19 protein-coding genes are annotated in these 17,478 nt (G+C 68.6%); 14 read left to right on the top strand and 5 right to left on the bottom strand.

Going from position 1 to position 17,478, the window contains the following annotated elements:
• Positions 1 to 16 precede the first annotated feature (16 nt).
• Together DTA22_RS04530 and hisG are read left to right on the top strand one after the other, a co-directional pair.
• On the top strand, positions 17 to 298 hold the full coding sequence (locus DTA22_RS04530; protein ID WP_009473527.1) for a phosphoribosyl-ATP diphosphatase: 282 nt from the start codon (positions 17 to 19) through the stop codon (positions 296 to 298).
• A gap of 47 nt (positions 299 to 345) precedes the next feature.
• Positions 346 to 1,197, top strand: coding sequence for an ATP phosphoribosyltransferase (gene hisG, locus DTA22_RS04525; protein ID WP_037229511.1), 852 nt, complete (start codon positions 346 to 348; stop codon positions 1,195 to 1,197).
• A gap of 37 nt (positions 1,198 to 1,234) precedes the next feature.
• Here the strand turns inward: hisG and DTA22_RS04520 are convergent, their stop codons facing one another.
• Together DTA22_RS04520 and DTA22_RS04515 are read right to left on the bottom strand one after the other, a co-directional pair.
• Positions 1,235 to 2,071: a thioesterase family protein gene (locus tag DTA22_RS04520; protein WP_112298601.1), complete on the bottom strand. Its 837-nt coding sequence runs from the start codon at positions 2,069 to 2,071 to the stop codon at positions 1,235 to 1,237.
• Positions 2,068 to 2,973: a RecB family exonuclease gene (locus DTA22_RS04515; RefSeq protein WP_112298600.1), complete on the bottom strand. Its 906-nt coding sequence runs from the start codon at positions 2,971 to 2,973 to the stop codon at positions 2,068 to 2,070. The genes DTA22_RS04520 and DTA22_RS04515 overlap by 4 nt, the downstream gene beginning before the upstream one ends.
• Before the next feature lie 94 nt (positions 2,974 to 3,067).
• On the opposite strand from DTA22_RS04515, the gene DTA22_RS04510 reads away from it, so the two are divergent.
• Positions 3,068 to 3,922, top strand: coding sequence for a tRNA (adenine-N1)-methyltransferase (locus tag DTA22_RS04510; RefSeq protein WP_009473523.1), 855 nt, complete (start codon positions 3,068 to 3,070; stop codon positions 3,920 to 3,922).
• Positions 3,923 to 3,970: 48 nt separating this feature from the next.
• Here the strand turns inward: DTA22_RS04510 and DTA22_RS04505 are convergent, their stop codons facing one another.
• Complete coding sequence (locus tag DTA22_RS04505; RefSeq protein WP_037229516.1) at positions 3,971 to 4,474, bottom strand: hypothetical protein; 504 nt, start codon at positions 4,472 to 4,474, stop codon at positions 3,971 to 3,973.
• 183 nt (positions 4,475 to 4,657) lie between these two features.
• Here DTA22_RS04505 and arc point away from each other — a divergent pair, with 183 nt between their 5' ends.
• Positions 4,658 to 6,433, top strand: a complete 1,776-nt coding sequence (gene arc / locus DTA22_RS04500; RefSeq protein ID WP_037229518.1) for a proteasome ATPase — start codon at positions 4,658 to 4,660, stop codon at positions 6,431 to 6,433.
• A 66-nt stretch (positions 6,434 to 6,499) separates the two neighbouring features.
• Here the strand turns inward: arc and DTA22_RS04495 are convergent, their stop codons facing one another.
• Entirely contained in the window at positions 6,500 to 7,048 is a 549-nt protein-coding gene (locus DTA22_RS04495; RefSeq protein WP_037229520.1) for an NUDIX domain-containing protein, read from the bottom strand.
• 82 nt (positions 7,049 to 7,130) lie between these two features.
• Here DTA22_RS04495 and DTA22_RS04490 point away from each other — a divergent pair, with 82 nt between their 5' ends.
• The 5 genes from DTA22_RS04490 (at position 7,131) to prcA (ending at position 11,104) form a co-directional block, all read left to right on the top strand.
• Positions 7,131 to 7,508 carry a nitroreductase family deazaflavin-dependent oxidoreductase gene (locus tag DTA22_RS04490; protein ID WP_112298599.1) on the top strand — a complete coding sequence of 126 codons (378 nt, stop codon included), beginning with the start codon at positions 7,131 to 7,133 and terminating at the stop codon, positions 7,506 to 7,508.
• Between the two features lie 74 nt (positions 7,509 to 7,582).
• Positions 7,583 to 9,082 (top strand): depupylase/deamidase Dop, encoded by a 1,500-nt coding sequence (gene dop, locus DTA22_RS04485; RefSeq protein ID WP_007299057.1) that lies wholly within the window; start codon positions 7,583 to 7,585, stop codon positions 9,080 to 9,082.
• Positions 9,083 to 9,252: 170 nt separating this feature from the next.
• The gene (locus DTA22_RS04480) at positions 9,253 to 9,447 is read left to right on the top strand and encodes a ubiquitin-like protein Pup (RefSeq protein WP_007299058.1); all 195 of its coding nucleotides are present in this window, start codon (positions 9,253 to 9,255) and stop codon (positions 9,445 to 9,447) included.
• Positions 9,444 to 10,328 (top strand): proteasome subunit beta, encoded by an 885-nt coding sequence (prcB, locus tag DTA22_RS04475; RefSeq protein WP_037229527.1) that lies wholly within the window; start codon positions 9,444 to 9,446, stop codon positions 10,326 to 10,328. The genes DTA22_RS04480 and prcB overlap by 4 nt, the downstream gene beginning before the upstream one ends.
• Positions 10,325 to 11,104, top strand: coding sequence for a proteasome subunit alpha (gene prcA / locus DTA22_RS04470; protein ID WP_037229529.1), 780 nt, complete (start codon positions 10,325 to 10,327; stop codon positions 11,102 to 11,104). Before prcB ends, prcA begins: the two co-directional genes overlap by 4 nt.
• Here prcA and DTA22_RS04465 read toward each other — a convergent pair.
• Entirely contained in the window at positions 11,095 to 12,561 is a 1,467-nt protein-coding gene (locus DTA22_RS04465) for a phosphatase PAP2 family protein (protein ID WP_112298598.1), read from the bottom strand. The genes prcA and DTA22_RS04465 overlap by 10 nt on opposite strands.
• 73 nt (positions 12,562 to 12,634) lie before the next feature.
• Between DTA22_RS04465 and pafA the strand changes: the two genes are divergently transcribed.
• From pafA to tatA, 5 genes are all read left to right on the top strand, one after another.
• Positions 12,635 to 13,993, top strand: coding sequence for a Pup--protein ligase (pafA, locus tag DTA22_RS04460; protein WP_012687833.1), 1,359 nt, complete (start codon positions 12,635 to 12,637; stop codon positions 13,991 to 13,993).
• A 47-nt stretch (positions 13,994 to 14,040) separates the two neighbouring features.
• Positions 14,041 to 15,033, top strand: a complete 993-nt coding sequence (locus DTA22_RS04455; protein WP_112298597.1) for a helix-turn-helix transcriptional regulator — start codon at positions 14,041 to 14,043, stop codon at positions 15,031 to 15,033.
• Positions 15,030 to 16,010 (top strand): helix-turn-helix transcriptional regulator, encoded by a 981-nt coding sequence (locus DTA22_RS04450; RefSeq protein WP_037229535.1) that lies wholly within the window; start codon positions 15,030 to 15,032, stop codon positions 16,008 to 16,010. Before DTA22_RS04455 ends, DTA22_RS04450 begins: the two co-directional genes overlap by 4 nt.
• The gene (locus DTA22_RS04445; protein ID WP_112298596.1) at positions 16,007 to 17,032 is read left to right on the top strand and encodes a 2-dehydropantoate 2-reductase; all 1,026 of its coding nucleotides are present in this window, start codon (positions 16,007 to 16,009) and stop codon (positions 17,030 to 17,032) included. The genes DTA22_RS04450 and DTA22_RS04445 overlap by 4 nt, the downstream gene beginning before the upstream one ends.
• 111 nt (positions 17,033 to 17,143) lie before the next feature.
• Entirely contained in the window at positions 17,144 to 17,419 is a 276-nt protein-coding gene (gene tatA / locus DTA22_RS04440; RefSeq protein ID WP_005242971.1) for a Sec-independent protein translocase subunit TatA, read from the top strand.
• The last annotated feature ends 59 nt before the right edge of the window (positions 17,420 to 17,478 follow it).

Genomic DNA, 17,478 nt, shown 5'->3' with positions numbered 1-17,478 from the left:
AGAGGTCCGCGGCGGCGTGAAACAATGGGTCCTCGTGAAGACCTTCGAATCCCTGTTCGCCGAGCTGACCGAGCGTGCCGCTACCCGCCCCGAGGGGTCCGGCACCGTTGCCGCCTTGGACGCCGGCGTCCATTCGCAGGGAAAGAAGATCCTCGAAGAGGCGGGTGAGGTGTGGATCGCCGCCGAGCACGAGAGCGACGAGGCGCTCGCCGAAGAGATCTCTCAGCTGCTGTACTGGACGCAGGTGCTGATGGTGGGTAAGGGCCTGAAGCTCGAGGACGTCTACCGACATCTGTGATCGGTGATCGAGACTCCTCCACCCGCTCCCGAAAGGAACCCTCAGCCATGCTGCGCGTCGCAGTCCCCAACAAGGGCTCGCTGTCCGAGTCCGCCGCCGAAATCCTCAGCGAGGCCGGCTACCGCCGTCGCACCGACTCCCGCGACCTGACCGTCCTCGACCCGTCCAACCAGGTCGAATTCTTCTTCCTTCGCCCCAAGGACATCGCGATCTACGTCGGATCCGGTGAACTCGATCTCGGCATCACCGGCCGCGACCTCGCCCGGGACTCGGGTGCTCCGGTCTCCGAGCGGCTGTCGCTCGGCTTCGGCCGCTCCACATTCCGGTACGCCGCCCCCGCGGGCAAGGACTGGTCGGTCGAGGACCTCGCCGGGCTCCGGATCGCCACGTCCTACCCCAACCTGGTGCGCGACGACCTGTCCGCACGTGGGATCGAGGCCTCGGTCATCCGCCTCGACGGCGCCGTGGAGATCTCGATCCAGCTCGGCGTCGCCGACGCCATCGCCGACGTCGTCGGCTCCGGCCGCACGCTGCGCCAGCACAACCTGATCGCGTTCGGCGACACCCTGTGCGACTCCGAGGGTGTCCTCATCGAGCGCGCCGGTTCGCCCGCCGACGATTCCGCGCGCAACCAGCTGGTCGAGCGGGTGCGCGGCATCGTGTTCGCGCAGCAGAACCTGATGCTCGACTACGACTGCCCCAAGACGATCCTCGACGACGCGTTGAAGATCACCCCGGGCCTGGAGTCGCCGACGCTGTCGCCGCTCGCCGACGAGAACTGGGTCGCGGTCCGGGCGATGGTGCCGATCAAGGGCCACAACGGAGTCATGGACGAACTCGCGGACCTCGGTGCCAAGGCCATCCTCGCGTCCAACATCCGGTCCTGCCGCGCACTCTGATCCCGTTCCACCGCAACACGGTCCGCGCTCGCTCCGATCAGGGGCGGGCGCGGACCTGTACGGTCTGGGCGATCCGGCCGACGGCGCCGGTCTCGTCGTAGAGCACGCCCGCACACATTCCCACTCCGTCGGGTCCGATGGAGGTTTCGGAGCTGACCCCCACCCAGTCGCCCTCGGGGACCCGGAAGATGTGCACGGTGAGGTCGGTGTTGAGGAACGTCCAGTCCGCCGGGTCGAGTTTCGATCCCACACCGTTGGCGATGTCCGCGATGGAGAACAGTCGCTCCAGCGGCGTCAGGGTCTCGCCGAGAACCAGTGTGGGCCGCGGCTTCGCCCACAGCTTGCCCGGGCCCTCGCATCCCATCTCGGCGATCCACCGCCAGTCGAGGGTCGTCAGGTAGCCCGAATTCCAGGCTTCGCTGAACTTGCCGTCCCGGCCGGTGGACCGCGGTTCGAGTGGCGGGTCGACGACGTGGACGGCGTCGCTGGTGTCGACGGTCTCCATCCGCCAGGCCGAGCCCCGCGCCACGGCACGGGGCCGGTCGCCGACGGTCCACAATTCGGCGACCACGAGCTCCACCCGGCGTCCCGGTCGCTGCACCCAGGACCGGACCTCGAGCTCGGCGATGGGGATGGGACCGAGGATCTCGACCACGACCCGGGTGAGACGCACGTCGTCGCGTGGGGCGCAGCGCTCGAGTGCTCGCACGAGCAGCGCGGACGGGGGAGCGCCGTGCTGCATCGTCTCGGCCCACACGCTGATCGTCAGATCCGTGCTGTCGAACCGCTCGACGGTGATCTTCCGGTCCGAGTCCACGTCCGGCGCACTCAGTGCTTCCGAACCGAGTGGTACGTAATAGGACTCGGAACTCATTCGACAATCTCCTCGAAACCCGGTGCGTCTTCGGCGGGCCCCTCCGGCCATCCCGGGTAGGGAGGCGGCGTTCCGCCGAACGAGGGGCACAGGGACTTATGATCACACCAGTCGCAGAGCCGGCTCGGCTTGGGTCGGAAATCGCCGGTGACCCCAGCCGCCAGGATGGCCTTCCAGATCGCCGACAGCGTGCGCTCGAACCGCAGCAGTTCGTCCTCGTCGGGTGCGTAGGTGAGGACCGTGCCCGACGCGAGGTACAGCAGCCGCAACTGCGCGGGGACGATGCCGCGGGTGCGGAGCAGGACCAGCGCGTAGAACTTCATCTGGAACAGCGCCTTGGACTCGGACATCTCGCGGGGCGCGCGGCCGGTCTTGTAGTCGACCACCCGCACCTCACCGGTGGGGGCGACGTCGATGCGGTCGACGAATCCGCGCAGCAGCACCCCGTCGGCGAGTTCGGTCTCGACGCGCTGTTCGCACGATTCGGCCTCGAACCGGGTGGGATCCTCCAGCTCGTAATAGGCGGTGACGAGGGAACGCGCCTCGTCGAGGAAGGTGTCGCGCTCCTCCTCGGGGACCAGGTCGATCAGGTCGGGGGCCTCGGCGAGAATGCGCTCCCAGGACGGGAGGATCAGATCGGCCGCCTTCTGCGGGACGCGTTCGGCCGCGGGCAGCCCGAACAGGGTCTCCAGTGCGGCGTGCACGACCGTGCCCTTCACCTGCGCGCGTGACGGCGCCTCGGGAAGCCGGTCGACGGCGCGGAAACGGTAGAGGAGCGGGCACTGCTTGAAGTCGCCGGCGCGGGACGGCGACAGGGCGGGGCGCCTGCGGGTGGTCGAAGTGTCGCCGGGCTGTGACGGGGAACCCTTTGTGACGGGGGCTGGCGACTCTGAGATGCTCACACCTGGCAGGGTAGGCCCCCGGTCCGACAGTCGAGTCGGGGCGCGGTGTGGGCGTCGGACGGCGCCGGACGAACAGGCTGAGGAGTCGGTGACGATGGTGGGACGCGAAACGCGACCGAGCGGACCGTTTCGGGTGGGCGATCGCGTCCAGTTGACGGACGCGAAAGGCCGGCACTACACGGTCAACCTGGAGGCCGGCAAGGAGTTCCACACCCACCGCGGCGGCATCCTGCACGACGATCTGATCGGCACCGACGAGGGCAGCGTGGTCAAGTCGACCAACGGCACCCCGTACCTCGCGCTGCGACCGCTGCTCGTCGACTACATCCTGTCGATGCCCCGCGGGGCGCAGGTCATCTACCCGAAGGACGCCGCGCAGATCGTGCACGAGGGCGACGTCTTCCCGGGCGCCCGCGTGCTCGAGGCCGGTGCCGGGTCGGGCGCGCTGACGTGCTCACTGCTGCGGGCGGTCGGTCCGGAAGGCCGGGTCATCTCGTACGAGGTGCGCGACGACCACGCCGAACACGCGGTCCGGAACGTCGAGACCTTCTTCGGGGAACGCCCCGAGAACTGGGATCTGACCATCGCCGACGTCGCCGAGTTCGACGCCGACGCGGCGGGCGGTCAGGTCGACCGGGTGGTCCTCGACATGCTGGCCCCCTGGGACGCGCTGCCCGCGGTGTCCAAGGCGCTGGTTCCCGGCGGTGTGCTCATCGTCTACGTCGCCACTGTGACGCAGCTCTCGAAGGTGGTCGAGGCGATGCGCGAGCAGGAGTGCTGGACCGAGCCGCGGTCCTGGGAATCGATCGTTCGCGGGTGGCACGTCGTCGGGCTCGCCGTGCGCCCGGAACACCGGATGCAGGGCCACACCGCGTTCCTGGTGAGCGCCCGGCGTCTCGCCGAGGGAACCGTCACCCCCAAGCCGCAGCGCCGCTCGGGCAAGGGCTGAGACACGCCTTCGGCGGCGCCCGGAGAGGGCGCCGCCGAAGGAGGAAAACTAGCTGCAGCCGGCGCGTGCCATGCCCAGCAGGGTGCACGTGCTCTCGTCCGACACCTTCCAGGTGCCGTCGACGTTCTCCCACGTCCACGCGGTCGGAGCGGCCGTGCCGTGCGGGCTGACGATCGCGACGTTCGCCGTCGCGGTATCGCCCTCTACCTGCACATCCGTGACCGTGAAGGACACCGGGTAGTTGGCCATCGCCGCCGTCATGGCCTCCAGATTCGGGCGGCGTTCGTCGCCGTCGACGACCACGGCGGTCTTCTCGTCGACCGGTCGGGCAGGATCCACGAGCAGCTGGAGTGTGCCGAGCAGTTCCTCCGACGTGGGGGCCGCAACCGCCTCGGCTGCCGCCGACGATGTGGCCGCGGACGTCGTCGCCGCGGCGTCGGAAGCGTCGTCGGACGAGCAGGCCGACATCCCCAGCGCGAGAACCACCGCGCCGACGGCAACCGCGGACCTACCGATGAAGGATGTGCCGTTCACGGGCTTGCGGATTATCACGACGAACCCTTTCGTTACACAGGACAGAGAGGCAACTGCTTGACAAGTAGGTAAGGCTAACATGAGAGGTTCGGTGGCCCAGGGTGTCGTGTATGCCGATTCGCAATCGGCAGAATCCGTGTCACGGCGCAGAATTCGGGCAGTGCCGGTAGCGTTGATAGATCTCATTGGGAGGAGACGCACATGAGCTCGACAGAGAACCCCGATTCGGTTGCGGCCGCACGAGAGCTCGAGGCGTTGCGCGCAGAGGCGTCGGCACTGCGCAGGCAGCTCGCGGAGTCGCCGGAACAGCTTCGTGAGATGGAATCGCGAGTGGACTCGCTGTCCATCCGGAACACCAAGTTGATGGACACCCTCAAGGAGGCCCGTCAGCAGCTCATCGCCCTTCGAGAAGAAGTCGATCGCCTCGGCCAGCCGCCGAGCGGGTACGGCGTGCTGCTCGGAGTGCACGACGATCAGACCGTGGACGTGTTCACCTCCGGGCGCAAGATGCGGTTGACCTGCTCCCCGAACGTCGACGCCGAGATCCTCAAGCTCGGCCAGACCGTGCGCCTCAACGAGGCACTCACGATCGTGGAGGCCGGCAACTTCGAGCGTGTGGGTGAGATCAGCACGCTGCGCGAGGTCCTCGACGACGGTCAGCGCGCCCTCGTGGTCGGGCACGCCGACGAGGAACGGATCGTCTGGCTGGCCGAACCCCTCGCCACCGTGTACGCGGACAGCGAGAGGGAGTCGATCGCGTACGACGCGGAATCGCCCACCCGCAAGCTTCGGCCGGGCGACTCCCTCCTCGTCGACACCAAGGCCGGGTACGCGTTCGAGCGGATCCCCAAGGCCGAGGTCGAGGATCTGGTCCTCGAAGAGGTTCCCGACGTGCACTACGACGACATCGGCGGCCTCGGACGGCAGATCGAGCAGATCCGCGACGCCGTCGAGTTGCCGTTCCTCCACAAGGACCTGTTCCACGAATACGAGCTGCGGCCACCGAAGGGTGTGCTCCTCTACGGTCCGCCCGGGTGCGGGAAGACGCTCATCGCCAAGGCGGTCGCCAACTCGCTCGCGAAGAAGATCGCGGAGGCCCGGGGGCAGGACAGCAAGGAAGCCAAGTCCTACTTCCTCAACATCAAGGGCCCCGAGCTGCTGAACAAGTTCGTCGGCGAGACCGAGCGGCACATCCGGCTGATCTTCCAGCGGGCCCGGGAGAAGGCGTCCGAGGGCACCCCGGTGATCGTGTTCTTCGACGAGATGGATTCGATCTTCCGTACCCGCGGATCGGGCGTCTCCTCCGACGTCGAGACGACCGTCGTGCCGCAGCTGCTCAGTGAGATCGACGGTGTCGAGGGACTCGAGAACGTCATCGTGATCGGCGCGTCCAACCGCGAGGACATGATCGACCCCGCGATCCTGCGTCCCGGCCGCCTCGACGTGAAGATCAAGATCGAACGCCCCGACGCGGAGTCGGCACAGGACATCTTCTCGAAGTACCTCGTCGAGACGCTGCCGGTGCACAGCGACGACATCGCGGAGTTCGGCGGCGACCGCACGGCCTGCATCCGGGTGATGATCGAACGGGTCGTCGACCGCATGTACGCCGAGAGCGAGGAGAACCGTTTCCTCGAGGTCACGTACGCCAACGGCGACAAGGAGGTCCTGTACTTCAAGGACTTCAACTCGGGCGCGATGATCCAGAACATCGTCGACCGCGCCAAGAAGTACGCGATCAAGTCGGTGCTCGACACCGGTGCCCCGGGCCTGCGGGTCCAGCACCTGTTCGACTCCATCGTCGACGAGTTCTCGGAGAACGAGGACCTGCCGAACACCACCAATCCCGACGACTGGGCCCGGATCTCGGGCAAGAAGGGTGAGCGGATCGTGTACATCCGCACACTGGTCACCGGCAAGAACGCGAGCGCGAGCCGCGCCATCGACACCGAATCCAACACGGGCCAGTACCTGTAAGCCGTCCGGCACCACCTGCGCGGCGGGAACCCGAACCCGGTTCCCGCCGCGCAGGTGTGCTGTGTGTCAGCGGTCCCGTGTGACGAGGTAGTCCTCGAGGAGTGCCCGGGTGTCCGGTACGAACGGCCACTGCGGGTCGTGCAGGTGCGTCACCAGTTCGTGGGGCGTCCACCACCAGCCCGACGCGATCTCGCTGGCCTGATGGACGATCGGCCCGTCCCAGTGCGTCTCGTAGGCGTACAGGTGGCAGCGCAGCCGCAGACCCTGCCAGTGCCCGTCCCACGCCACCGTCGCGATGGGGGTGAGGCCCACTCCGGTGATGCCCAGTTCCTCCGCCAGCTCCCGGCTCGCGGCCTCCTCCGGGGTTTCCCCGGGATCGACCACCCCGCCCGCCAGGCAGTCGTGATGTCCGGCGAACACCGTCTTCGTGTCCGCGCGTCGGTGCACGTAGAGGCGCTTCCCGTCGCCGGATCGGACGAGGACGCCGGCACTCGCATGCCACAACCCCTCGGCGTAGACGCGGGAACGCTCGGCGGACCCCACCGGTCGTCCCGCACTGTCGAACACCGCCACCACTTCGTCCGTGCCGGGTGGGGTGTTCGGTGCGGAATCCATGTGTCGATCCTGCCAGCACCCCGGCGGACGTCGGTACTGTCGAGGTCGGTTGCTCGTTCCGGTGCCGAAGGGGTGAGAGTGCATGGCGTTGCCGCGTTCGGTCGCCCGATTCAACCGGGTCGCCACCAATCAGGTGAGCCGTCACGTGGCGACGATCCTGCCCGGGTTCGCGATGGTCGAGCACCGGGGCCGCAGGTCGGGCAAGGCGTATCGCACACCCGTCAACGTGTTCGTCGTGGACGGCCGCTACCGGTTCGCGCTGACGTACGGTGCGCACAGCGACTGGGTGCGAAACGTGGTGGCGGCGGGCGGATGCACCATCGTGACGCGCCGCCGGACGGTGCACCTGACGGACCCGAGAGTCGTCACCGACAGCACCCACTCCTGGGCTCCCGCCGGGGTCCGGACGGTGCTCCGGGCGATCTCGGCGGACCAGTACCTGGAGTGCTCGCCGGACTAGTCGCCGGACGCGGACGGCTCGCGCGGCAGGAGTGTGCCGCCGGGTGATGTGGGTGATCGCATAGGCTCGGCAGCATGCAGCGGATCATCGGTGTCGAAGTCGAGTACGGAATCTCCTCACCCAGCGAGCCTTCGGCCAATCCGATCTTGACGTCCACCCAGGCGGTGCTGGCCTACGCGGCGGCAGCGGGAGTGCCGCGCGCCAAGCGCACCCGATGGGATTACGAGGTGGAATCCCCGCTGCGCGATGCCCGCGGATTCGACCTGGGCCGGCTGAGCGGCCCGGCGCCGGTGATCGACGCCGACGAGGTCGGCGCGGCCAACATGATCCTCACCAACGGCGCCCGGCTCTACGTCGATCACGCGCACCCCGAGTACTCGGCCCCGGAGGTCACCGACCCCCTGGACGCCGTGATCTGGGACAAGGCCGGCGAACGGGTGATGGAGGCGGCCGCCCGGCACGCCTCGAGCGTCCCCGGCGCCCCGCGACTGCAGCTGTACAAGAACAACGTGGACGGCAAGGGCGCGTCGTACGGCACCCACGAGAATTACCTGATGTCCCGGGCCACGCCGTTCTCCGCGGTGATCAACGGGCTGACCCCGTTCTTCGCGTCCCGTCAGGTGATCTGCGGGTCGGGCCGGGTGGGCATCGGCCAGTCCGGTGACGAGGCCGGCTTCCAGCTGTCCCAGCGGGCCGACTACATCGAGGTGGAGGTCGGGCTCGAGACGACACTCAAACGCGGCATCATCAACACTCGCGACGAACCGCACGCGGACGCGGACAAGTACCGGCGTCTGCACGTCATCATCGGCGACGCGAACCTCGCCGAGATGTCGACGTACCTGAAGGTCGGGACGACGGCGCTGGTCCTCGATCTCATCGAGGCCGGTGTCGACCTCACCGACCTGCAACTGGCCCGCCCGGTGACCGCCGTGCACCACATCAGCCACGATCCGACGCTGCGCGCCACGGTCGCGCTGGCCGACGGCCGGGAACTGACCGGGCTTGCGTTGCAGCGGATCTACCTGGACCGAGTCGACAAGTTCATGTCCGCCGAGGGCAACGACGACCCCCGCGTCGCCGATCTGCTGGAGAAGTGGGCGATGGTGCTCGACCTCCTCGAGCGGGACCCGATGGAGTGCGCTCACCTGCTGGACTGGCCGGCCAAGCTGCGGCTGCTCGAGGGTTTCCGGAACCGCGAGGGCCTCAACTGGTCCGCGCCGCGACTGCATCTGGTCGACCTGCAGTACTCGGATGTCCGCCTGGACAAGGGGCTCTACAACCGGCTGGTCGCGCGCGGGTCGATGGAACGGCTCGTCTCGGAGCAGGCGGTGCTCGACGCCGTCGACACCCCGCCCACCGACACCCGCGCCTACTTCCGGGGTGAGTGCCTGCGCAAGTTCGGGGCCGACATCGCGGCCGCGAGCTGGGATTCGGTGATCTTCGACCTCGGTGGCGACTCCCTGGTCCGTATCCCCACGCTCGAGCCGCTGCGGGGCAGCAAGGCGCACGTGGGGGAGTTGCTGGAGTCGGTGGAGACCGCGAAAGAGCTCGTCGACGAACTCACGAACTGACCCGTCGACCGGTCCCGGACGGATCTGCGCCGGAACTCGCCGTCGCGTCGGCACACGTGGGGCGGCGACGCTCGGTAGGGTGAAGGTCCGAGCGGATGATGTAGTCAGACTGCTTGGCAGGACAGGACGCTCGGAAGAAGAGCTCCCTTCACACAAGGAGGTCGGCTGCGATGGCGCAAGAGCAGACCAAACGAACTGGTGGCGGCGACGAGGACGACACCCCGGGTGCTGACGGTGCCGCGGGTCAGGAACGTCGCGAAAAGCTGGCCGAGGACACCGACGACCTGCTCGACGAGATCGACGACGTGCTCGAGGAGAACGCCGAGGACTTCGTCCGGGCCTATGTCCAGAAGGGCGGCCAGTGACGGCGGATCGACCGGCATTGCGGACAGGCGACGGTGAGACGAGGCTCAGTTTCGGTTCGAATCTGAGCTCGTTCACCGAGTATCTGCGTGGTCACGCACCAGAATTGCTGCCGGAGAATCGGATCGGCCATCGATCGCACTCGACACGGGGTGGTGATGGGATGGAGAGCGGTGATCTCGCACCGCACGGAACGACGATCGTGGCGCTCACCTACAAGGGGGGCGTCCTGCTCGCCGGCGACCGGCGCGCGACCCAGGGCAACCTGATCGCCAGCCGGGACGTCGAGAAGGTGTACGTCACCGACGAATATTCGGCGGCCGGCATCGCCGGCACCGCGGGTATCGCCATCGAACTGGTCCGCCTGTTCGCCGTCGAACTCGAGCACTACGAGAAGATCGAGGGCGTTCAGCTGACCTTCGACGGCAAGGCCAACCGCCTGGCGTCGATGGTGCGGGGCAACCTCGGGGCGGCCATGCAGGGTCTCGCGGTCGTCCCGCTGCTCGTCGGCTACGACCTCGACGCGGACGACGAGGCCCACGCGGGCCGGATCGTCTCGTACGACGTCGTCGGCGGCCGGTACGAGGAACGAGCCGGATACCACGCGGTCGGTTCGGGATCGTTGTTCGCGAAGTCGGCACTGAAGAAGATCTACTCGCCGGACAGCGACGAGGAGACCGCCCTGCGGGCGGCCATCGAATCGCTGTACGACGCGGCCGACGACGACTCGGCCACCGGTGGGCCCGACCTGACCCGCGGCATCTACCCGACCGCGGTCACGATCACCCAGGCCGGTGCCGTACACGTGTCCGAGGAGACGACGTCCGAGTTGGCTCGGCGCATCGTCGCCGAGCGCACCGAAGAAGGGGGGTCTGCGCGATGACCATGCCGTATTACGCCTCCGCCGAGCAGATCATGCGGGACCGCTCGGAACTGGCGCGCAAGGGAATTGCCCGGGGACGCAGCGTCGTGGTGCTCACGTTCCGCGACGGCGTGCTGTTCGTCGCCGAGAATCCCTCCACCGCGCTGCACAAGGTCAGCGAGCTGTACGACCGGCTCGGCTTCGCGGCCGTCGGCAAGTACAACGAGTTCGAGAACCTGCGGCGCGCCGGGATCGTCCACGCCGACATGCGCGGCTACTCCTACGACCGCCGTGACGTGACGGGCCGATCGCTGGCCAACGCGTACGCCCAGACCCTGGGCACGATCTTCACCGAACAGCCCAAGCCGTACGAGGTGGAGATCTGCGTCGCGGAGGTCGGGCGCGTGGGCAGCCCGAAGGCTCCCCAGCTGTACCGCATCACCTACGACGGATCCATCGTCGACGAACAGCATTTCGTCGTGATGGGTGGCACGACCGAGCCGATCGCGACCGCCATGCGCGAGTCGTACCGTGCCGACCTCGATCTCGAGGCGGCGGTCGGTATCGCGGTGAACGCGTTGCGTCAGGGCGGTGCCGGGGAAGGCGAGAAGCGGAACGTCGATGTGGCCAGCCTCGAGGTGGCCGTGCTCGACCAGTCCCGTCCTCGCCGCGCGTTCCGGCGGATCACCGGACCCGCGCTCGAACAGCTGATCCCCGCAGCGCCTGCGGCCGCCTCGGAGCCCGCTCCGGAGTCGAAGCCGGACACCGAGACGAAGCCGGCCGACCCTCAGGTCTGAGGCCGGTACACCGCGATACCTTCGGGCACCGTCCGGAAGTCGAACCTCAGGGCGTCGGCGACCACTTCACCGTCGGTGGCCAGCGCGACCGGCGAGCCGTCCACGCGGACGGTGAGCCGGGGCACGAGGGATCGCACGTACACCCGGCTGCTTCCGAGCGTCCCGGTGGCGGCGGCGAACAGCAGCCGCGGCCGGGACGCTGTCCGGTCGGCCCGCACGTACCGGACGTCGAGCAGTCCGCCGGTGATGGCGGGACGCGACATCGGGACCTGATCGGCCGGGGAATACCGACCGTTCCCCACGAACAACATCCAGACCTTCACGGGCCTGCCGTCGATGGTGACGGCGAGCGGTGTTGCCGCGGAGAGAATCCGGATCATCGCCACACACGCCGCGGGCCACTTGCCGTACCGCGGCTGCCACTTCTCCCGCAGTCGCACCGCGTCGGGATAGCCACCGAGACTGGCGGTGTTGAGGAACGGCGCCGGCTCCGCGACGTCGGTGTGGACGACGGCCTGATCGACGAGAACCGCATGTCCGGTCTCGACGGCGTTCGCCGTGTCCGAGATGTCGGCGACGCCGGCGTCCCGCGCGAAGTGATTGAGCGTTCCGCCCGGGAACACCGCCAGCGGCAATGCGTGACGCGCTGCCGCGGACGCGACGGCGACCACGGTCCCGTCGCCACCGCACACTCCGAGGGCGCGGGGCTTCCGGTCGGTCACCCAGGTGTCGAGTTGTTCGGCGAAATCGCGGTCGGTGTCGAGTGCGCGCACGTCGGCCTTGGGGAGAGCGGTCGTGATCTCCTCGCTGGGATCGACACTGTCGGGCCCGGAATCCGGGTTGACCACCACGAGCAGGTCCTCACCGCCCCGAAGTGCCGGTGCGTCGACGGTGGGGCCCAGCTCTGCCGGTTCCTCAGTGCGCACCGCCCACCAGCGGCGGGTGCCCGATGCGACGGCCCCGCCGAGTATCAGCCCGGCGGCGACGTCCGTCGGCCAGTGCACGCCGTTGTGCACACGGGAGTAGGCGACCGCGGCGGCAAGGGGGGCCACGACGGCAGCGGTCGCGGGCGATTCCAGGGCGACACCCGTGGTGAATGCCGCCGCCGACGCCGCATGTCCGGACGGGAACGACGAGGACCGGGGGATCGCCACCCCACGCCGCACGTTCGTCCATACGCGGGCCGGTGGGCGGCGCCGCGGGAACAGCGGCTTGAGGATGCCGTTGGCCAGACCGCTCGCCATCGCGAGGGACAGCAGGCCCCGCACACCACCGCGCCGGGCGCGCCCGCCGACCAGTCCCAGCACCGCCGCCACGAACCACCACAGCAGCCCCTTGTCGGCCGCGCGGCTGAGGAAGCGCATGGCCCGGTCGAGCCCGGACGGGCTCAGATCGGCGCTGCGGTCGAAGACGATCTCGTCGGCCCGGTGGATTCGGTGTAGGTGTCGGTTCACCATCTCAGGGTATGCGCGGTGTGTCGCCGGACGGTTTTAACGCTCCGCCGGGTGATCCGCGTTGTACTGTCGAGGTGTGCAGCGACGAATCATGGGAATTGAGACAGAGTTCGGTGTGACCTGCACCTTCCATGGTCACAGGCGACTGAGCCCGGACGAGGTTGCGCGCTACCTGTTCCGGCGGGTGGTGTCGTGGGGCCGGAGCTCCAACGTGTTTCTCCGGAACGGTGCCCGCCTGTATCTGGACGTCGGCTCGCACCCCGAATACGCGACAGCCGAGTGCGACAACCTCATCCAGTTGGTCAACCACGACCGGGCGGGGGAGCGCGTACTCGAGGAGTTGTTGATCGACGCCGAACAGCGGCTCGCCGAGGAAGGCATCGGCGGCGACATCTACCTGTTCAAGAACAACACGGACTCGGCGGGCAATTCGTACGGCTGCCACGAGAACTTCCTCGTGGCCCGGGCCGGCGAATTCTCCCGGATCTCGGACGTGCTGCTCCCGTTCCTGGTGACGCGGCAGCTGATCTGTGGCGCCGGCAAGGTCCTGCAGACGCCGAAGGCAGCGACGTTCTGCCTGTCGCAGCGCGCGGAGCACATCTGGGAGGGTGTGTCCTCGGCGACCACGCGGTCGCGGCCCATCATCAACACCCGTGACGAGCCGCACGCCGACGCGGAGAAGTACCGCCGCCTGCACGTGATCGTCGGCGACTCGAACATGTCCGAGTCCACCACCATGCTCAAGGTGGGCACCGCCGCGCTCGTCCTCGAGATGATCGAGGCCGGGGTGTCGTTCCGCGACTTCGCGCTCGACAACCCGATCCGCGCCATCCGCGAGGTCAGTCACGACGTCACCGGACGCCGTCCGGTGCGGCTCGCCGGCGGCCGGCAGGCCAGTGCCCTCGACATTCAGCGGGAGTACCACGCGCGCGCGGTGGAACACCTGCAGAACCGGGATCCCGATCCGCAGGTCACGCAGGTGGTCGATCTGTGGGGTCGCATGCTCGACGCGGTCGAGACGCAGGACTTCGCGAAGGTCGACACGGAGATCGACTGGGTGATCAAGCGCAAGCTGTTCCAGCGCTACCAGGACCGGCACGGCTTCGAGCTGGCCGATCCGAAGATCGCGCAGCTGGATCTGGCGTACCACGACATCAAACGCGGTCGCGGCGTGTTCGACGTGCTGCAGCGGAAGGGTCTGGTCAAGCGGATCACCGAGGACGAGACGATCGAGGCGGCCGTGGACACTCCGCCGCAGACCACCCGGGCGAAGCTGCGCGGCGAGTTCATCACCGCCGCGCAGGAGGCCGGACGGGACTTCACGGTCGACTGGGTGCATCTCAAGCTCAACGACCAGGCTCAGCGGACCGTGCTGTGCAAGGACCCGTTCCGGTCGGTCGACGAGCGGGTGGAGCGCCTGATTGCCTCGATGTAGCGGCGCTGTGGGAGTCCGTAACGGGCTCACCCACTAGGCTTCCGGGCGTGCCGACTTCCAAGATCGAGCGGTTGATGAACCTGGTGATCTGTTTGTTGTCCACCAGACAGTTCCTCACCGCCGAGAAGATTCGCGAGAGCGTTGCCGGGTACGCCGACTCCGCGAGCGACGAGGCGTTCAGCCGCATGTTCGAACGCGACAAGAACGAGCTCCGGGATCTCGGTGTTCCGCTCGAGACCGGGCAGGCATCGCGGTTCTCGACGGTCGAGGGCTATCGCATCAACCGCAACGCGTACGAGCTTCCCGACATCGACCTCAGCCAGGAGGAGTCGGCGGCGGTCGCGGTGGCCGTCCAGTTGTGGGAGTCCCCGGAGTTGACGTCCGCGGCCCAGGGGGCACTGCTCAAGCTGCGTGCAGCGGGCGTGCAGGTGGATCCGGATTCGGCGGCAACCCCGATCACGGCGGTCCCCGCCCGCACCCGAGGCTCCGAACCGGCGCTCGGCAAGCTGCTGGCGGCGGTCGATGCCGGCCGCGCCGTGCATTTCCCGCACCGCGGCGCCCTCAACGAGCCGTACACCGAGCGCACCGTCGAACCCTGGGGTGTCGTCACCGCGCACGGCCGGTGGTACCTCGTCGGTCACGACGTCGACAGGAAGGCCGTGCGAACGTTCCGGCTGTCGCGGATCGGCGACGACGTGACGGAGTTCGGACCGTCCGGGGTCGTCCACAAACCGGCGGGCGTCGACCTCCGGGAGATCGTCGACCGGGTCACCGGCTCGGGGGAGGTCACCGGGACCGCCACCGTGTGGGTGGCCGAGGGCCGAGCCCAGGAACTGCGCCGACTGGCGACCACGGCGGAGGAGAAGCGGGTGAACGAGCGCAGCGGCACCGTGCTCGGGATCCCGGTCCGCTCCCGGGACTGGATCGCGCGGCTGGTCGCGGGCCACGGTGCGGACGCCCTGGTCCTCGATCCGCCCGAACTACGCCACGACGTGCTGACCAAGCTGAAGGACGCCGCAGGGGAAGGGGGCACGTCGTGAGCAACAGGCTGTCGTCGAGGCTGTCCCGGCTCCTCAACCTGGTGCCGTACTTCATCGCGAACCCCGGGATGAGCGCGGCCGAGGCCGCCGCCGAATTGGGCGTCACCACCACCCAGCTGATGTCCGACCTCAACCAGTTGTGGGTGTGCGGCCTGCCCGGCTACGGTCCCGGCGACCTCATCGACCTCTCGTTCTCCGAGGAGAGCATCGAGGTGACGTTCTCGGCGGGCATCGACCGCCCGCTGCGGTTGACGTCCACAGAAGCGACCGCCCTGCTGATTGCCCTGCGTTCGCTGGTGGAGATGCCGGGCATGGTCGATCCGTCCGCGGCGCACAGCGCCATCGCCAAGATCGAGGACGCCGCGGGCACCGCGGCGGCCCGCGCGGCGGTGACGCCGGCGTCGGAGCGGGATGCGGTGGAGGACGTCGCGGAAGATCCCATCGCCGCCGCGGTGCGGTCCGCGCTCCATCATCGGCGCGCACTCCACCTGACGTACTACTCGGCGTCCCGGGACCGGGTCACCGAGCGCACCGTGGATCCGGTGCGGATCGTGCTGGTCGACAACCACAGTTATCTGCAGGCGTGGTGCCGGCAGGCCGAGGGGGTCCGGCTGTTCCGGCTCGACCGGATCGACGCCGCCACCGAGCTGGACGAGCCGTCCACACCGCCGGCGCAGGCCCTCGTGCGGGATTCCAACCTGGAATTGTTCAGCGGCGACGCGTCCCTTCCCCAGGCCCGGTTGCACATCGGCGCCGACTGCGTGTGGGTGCTCGACTACTACCCGATGGATGTCCGGGCGGTTGCCGCGGACGGCTCGGTCGAGGCGAGCATGAGCTACGGGGCGCTCGAGTGGATGGCCCGGCTCGTGCTCGGTTTCGGCGCCGGGATCACGGTCCTCGAACCGGCCGAACTGGTCGACGAGGTGCGCCGCCGGGCCGTGGAGGCGCTGTCGGCCTACGACGCCGTCGAGGCATGAACGGCGACGGACGTCCGCTGCGGATCAGCGTCTTCGGCGCGGGCAGCATCGGATGCTATCTCGGGGGCCGGCTCGCCGCGGCCGGCGCCGAGGTGACCCTGATCGGCCGGGAGCGCGTCGGCGCGGAGATCCGCGAACACGGGTTGCGGCTGACGGACCTGCACGGAGTGGACATCCGGGTCGGTGCCTCCGGGATCGGCTTCGCCACCGGCCCCGCGTCGGCGGCCACGGCCGACCTCGTCGTCGTCTCGGTGAAATCGGCGGGGACACCGGACGCGGGTGCCGCGCTGGCATCCGCGATCGGTTCCGACACGGTTGTGGTCAGTGCGCAGAACGGGCTGGGCAATGCAGACACCCTGCGTGCGGCATTGCCGGAGCAGGTCGTCCTCGCGGCAATGGTCCCGTTCAACGTGGTGCACCGCGGCGGCGGGCACTTCCACCAGAGTTCCGAGGGCGACCTCGAGATCGAGCAGCATCCGGCGGTGCGCGCATTCGAGCGGGTATTCGACGACGCCGGGTTGCCGCTACACGCACGTGCGGACTTCCGCTCGGTGCAGTGGGCGAAGCTGCTGCTCAACCTGAACAACGCGGTCAACGCCCTGTCCGGCCTGCCGCTCCGCGAGGAGTTGTCGCAGCGGTCGTTCCGGCGCGCGGTCGCCCTGGCGCAGCGGGAAGCGCTCGCTCTCCTGACCGCCCGCGGCATCGCTGTCGCCAAGCTCACACCGCTGCCGCCGCAGTGGATTCCCCGGCTGCTGACCGTCCCGGACGCGGTGTTCCGGGTGGCGGGCAGCCGGATGCTGGCCATCGACCCGCACGCACGATCCTCGATGTGGGACGACCTCGAAGCGGGCCGGCGGACCGAAGTGGACTGGATCAGCGGGGAGATCGTGCGGCTGGCCGCGGCGTCGGGCAGGGCCGCGCCGGTGAACGCGAGGCTGGTCGAACTGGTCCGCGAGGCCGAGGCGGGCGGGAACCGGCACTGGTCCGGGGACGCCCTGCTCGCCGATCTGCGCTCACAGTGAGCACTCAGGAAAGCGACAGGTAAACGGCAGCGCAACTAGCCGGTTTCGGCCGGACCGGTGCCGTGTATGTCCGGTAGCATCAGGGTCACCTGATCTTTTGGAGGTTTCATCATGGGAGCCATGAGCCCCTGGCACTGGGCCATCGTCGCGTTGGTCGTCATCATCCTGTTCGGTTCCAAGAAGCTGCCCGACGCGGCTCGTGGACTCGGCCGTTCGCTCCGCATCTTCAAGAGCGAGGTCAAGGAGATGCAGAACGACAACAGCACGCCGGCGCCCACCGCGCAGCAGAGCGCGCCCGCCGAGCTGCCCGTGGCGGACACCACCGCCGCACCGGTCACCCCTCCGGCGCCGGTGCAGCCGCAACACACCGAGCCCAAGTCGGCGTAGCCCGAGCCGCCTGACAACCGGGGTGACTCTTCACCCCGGTTGCCTGCTGACCAAGACTA

It is taken from the genome of Rhodococcus wratislaviensis (genome assembly GCF_900455735.1).
In the GTDB taxonomy this organism is placed as follows: Bacteria; Actinomycetota; Actinomycetes; order Mycobacteriales; family Mycobacteriaceae; genus Rhodococcus_F; species Rhodococcus_F wratislaviensis.
Note: the sequence above shows the minus strand (reverse complement) of the source record. Positions and strands in the feature narration are given on the sequence as shown.

Excerpts from the sequence above, each read along its gene's own strand:
- hisG (WP_037229511.1), top strand. The coding sequence starts at position 346 with ATGCTGCGCGTCGCAGTCCCCAACAAGGGCTCGCTGTCCGAGTCCGCC.
- DTA22_RS04520 (WP_112298601.1), bottom strand. The coding sequence starts at position 2,071 with ATGAGTTCCGAGTCCTATTACGTACCACTCGGTTCGGAAGCACTGAGT.
- DTA22_RS04510 (WP_009473523.1), top strand. The coding sequence starts at position 3,068 with ATGGTGGGACGCGAAACGCGACCGAGCGGACCGTTTCGGGTGGGCGAT.
- arc (WP_037229518.1), top strand. The coding sequence starts at position 4,658 with ATGAGCTCGACAGAGAACCCCGATTCGGTTGCGGCCGCACGAGAGCTC.
- DTA22_RS04495 (WP_037229520.1), bottom strand. The coding sequence starts at position 7,048 with ATGGATTCCGCACCGAACACCCCACCCGGCACGGACGAAGTGGTGGCG.
- DTA22_RS04490 (WP_112298599.1), top strand. The coding sequence starts at position 7,131 with ATGGCGTTGCCGCGTTCGGTCGCCCGATTCAACCGGGTCGCCACCAAT.
- dop (WP_007299057.1), top strand. The coding sequence starts at position 7,583 with ATGCAGCGGATCATCGGTGTCGAAGTCGAGTACGGAATCTCCTCACCC.
- DTA22_RS04480 (WP_007299058.1), top strand. The coding sequence starts at position 9,253 with ATGGCGCAAGAGCAGACCAAACGAACTGGTGGCGGCGACGAGGACGAC.
- prcA (WP_037229529.1), top strand. The coding sequence starts at position 10,325 with ATGACCATGCCGTATTACGCCTCCGCCGAGCAGATCATGCGGGACCGC.
- DTA22_RS04465 (WP_112298598.1), bottom strand. The coding sequence starts at position 12,561 with ATGGTGAACCGACACCTACACCGAATCCACCGGGCCGACGAGATCGTC.
- DTA22_RS04445 (WP_112298596.1), top strand. The coding sequence starts at position 16,007 with ATGAACGGCGACGGACGTCCGCTGCGGATCAGCGTCTTCGGCGCGGGC.
- tatA (WP_005242971.1), top strand. The coding sequence starts at position 17,144 with ATGGGAGCCATGAGCCCCTGGCACTGGGCCATCGTCGCGTTGGTCGTC.